Origin of the sequence: Methylophaga sp. UBA5088, from assembly GCF_002414625.1 — a bacterium.
Taxonomy (GTDB): Bacteria; Pseudomonadota; Gammaproteobacteria; order Nitrosococcales; family Methylophagaceae; genus Methylophaga; species Methylophaga marina.
Genome location: NZ_DIAC01000086.1, coordinates 16204 through 18380 on the forward strand (window position 1 = coordinate 16204; position 2177 = coordinate 18380).

Sequence of the window (2177 nt, forward strand, 5' to 3'; positions counted from 1 at the left end):
TTGCTGCTGAAAAAGAATTGTCAGCAGATGTGTATGAAATTGTCACCAAATACCTGGCTGAAAAATAATGTTCGCGCTTCATCCACAACTTAAACAAGACACTATTCATATTGGTGAATTTGAATTGTGTGATGTTTTATTAATGAATGATGTCCGCTATCCATGGATTATTCTGGTGCCTAAGCGTGAAAATAAAACCGAGATTTATCAGCTGACAGAGTCTGAACAGCAACGATTACTCAACGAGTCCAGTTTTCTTAGCCATGCTATGTCAACTTTATTTTCAGCCGATAAGATGAATATTGCTGCATTAGGTAATATGGTTGAGCAATTACACATTCACCATATTGCCCGATTTAAAACAGATGCGACCTGGCCAAAACCTGTATGGGGAGTAGGCCAAGCAGAGCCTTACTCGGAAATAGCAAAAAAAGCGATGATGTCACAGTTGACCCACGCTTTAGGTGATTATTTGATTTAGAAAGACGACGCATGAAACGATTACGCTTTCGAATGACTCTTTCTCCTGAACAAGCGCTTCGTTATTATCAAGGCATGGCGAGAACGGTCATTGTGACGGCTGAAACAGGGCAAAGGGTCAGTTTTCCGGCGGAACATATTCGTCGCTTTATTGATAGCTCCGGTGTCAATGGCCTGTTTTCTATCGAATTTGATAACAATAACAAACTGATCGGCATAACGCGTTTATCTGATTAGTCTAATTTAAGCGGACCATCAAGCAATCTAGCTTGCGGCTTTCCAATATAATACCCTTGGGCATAGTCCACACCTAGTTCAGCTAAAACGGCGAGAATCTCAGCACTTTCAACAAATTCTGCTACTGTGCTCTTGCCCATGCCTTTCGCAACAGAAACTAAGGCTTCCACAAATAATTTATCGTCATTATTATCTGTGATATGGGTGATAAACATGCCATCGATTTTCACCACATCGACAGGTAATTCTCGTAAATAACGAAACGAAGCAAAGCCTGAACCAAAGTCATCAATCGAGAAGCGACAGCCTAAATCACGCATTTCTCGCATTAATTGACGTGCCTGATTAATATCGGCGACGGCAGCTGTTTCTGTTAACTCAAACAGTAGATGTTCCGGACTGGCACGATAATGTTTTAAAAGACGTTTGAGTAGCGGGATGAGCTCAGCATCTAGCATGGCGTGTGCAGATAAATTCAATGATAAGGTGATGGTTTGCTCTTGTTGCTCGAGTTCAGCAAGTTTGGCAATGCCTTTCTCTAAAACATAATGATCAATCCGATGGATCAAGCCCGACTGTTCAGCCACTTCTATAAACATTGCTGGGCTATGTATTTGACCATCCTCATCCTGCATACGTAGCAGTACTTCATAGTGACTCACGGTCTGTTTTTGAATCTGCATGATGGGTTGGAAATACAGGACAAAGCGATCCTCTGACAGAGCATCTTCTATTTTCTGTTTCCAACGCATACGTTCTTGCAGCTGTTTGCCAAGCATGTCGTCAAAAGTAAAGAGATGCCAGGTATCCTTACCAAGTGACTTGGCCTGATACATCGCCAAATCAGCGCTACTTAGAAGACGATCTACACTGAATTCATTCAGTGGGAAGGGCACGATACCAATGCTGGAAGAAATGCTGTAGCGAACCTGCTCAAATTCAAAATGCAAAGCATGTAATCGATCACTAATTTTTTCACAGACATTAATGGCTACATTTAAGTCGGTTTCTGGAAGAATAATGGCAAATTCATCACCACCTAATCGGGCTAATACATCATTGTCACGACTGATTTCTGTCAGTGCTTTTGCTACGTTTTTCAGTAACTGGTCACCGACGTTATGACCGCAACTGTCATTGATATCTTTAAAATGATCTAAATCCAGCACCAGTAAAATACCTTGCTGATCATTGAAAATAGCCTGTTTTAGAATGTGTTCAAACTGGCTCTTCAGTTTCTTTCGGTTATAGAGTTCGGTTAATGGATCATGGCTGGCGAGCCAGCGTAATTCGGTTTCATTTTGTTTTTTTTCTGTTATATCGATACCGACAGAGAGAATCACAGCATTATTGGTGGGTATTTGGAAACTCGAATGTATCCATGAGATGGTATGAATTTGACCATCAGCTGAAAGAATATCTGACTCCATATGAACAATATTTTCATCATAATGAGATAG

The 2177-nt window shown here is 40.9% G+C and carries 3 protein-coding genes; 2 read left to right on the forward strand and 1 reads right to left on the reverse strand.

Going from position 1 to position 2177, the window contains the following annotated elements; genetic code table 11:
- Positions 1–67 precede the first annotated feature (67 nt).
- Positions 68–481 (forward strand): HIT domain-containing protein, encoded by a 414-nt coding sequence (locus B4K20_RS10890; protein WP_289282898.1) that lies wholly within the window; start codon positions 68–70, stop codon positions 479–481.
- An 11-nt stretch (positions 482–492) separates the two neighbouring features.
- On the forward strand, positions 493–717 hold the full coding sequence (locus B4K20_RS10895) for a DUF2835 domain-containing protein (RefSeq protein ID WP_289282899.1): 225 nt from the start codon (positions 493–495) through the stop codon (positions 715–717).
- Here B4K20_RS10895 and B4K20_RS10900 read toward each other — a convergent pair.
- Positions 714–2177 (reverse strand): putative bifunctional diguanylate cyclase/phosphodiesterase (locus B4K20_RS10900; protein ID WP_289282900.1); only part of this gene is annotated, 1464 nt, incomplete at its 5' end. The genes B4K20_RS10895 and B4K20_RS10900 overlap by 4 nt on opposite strands.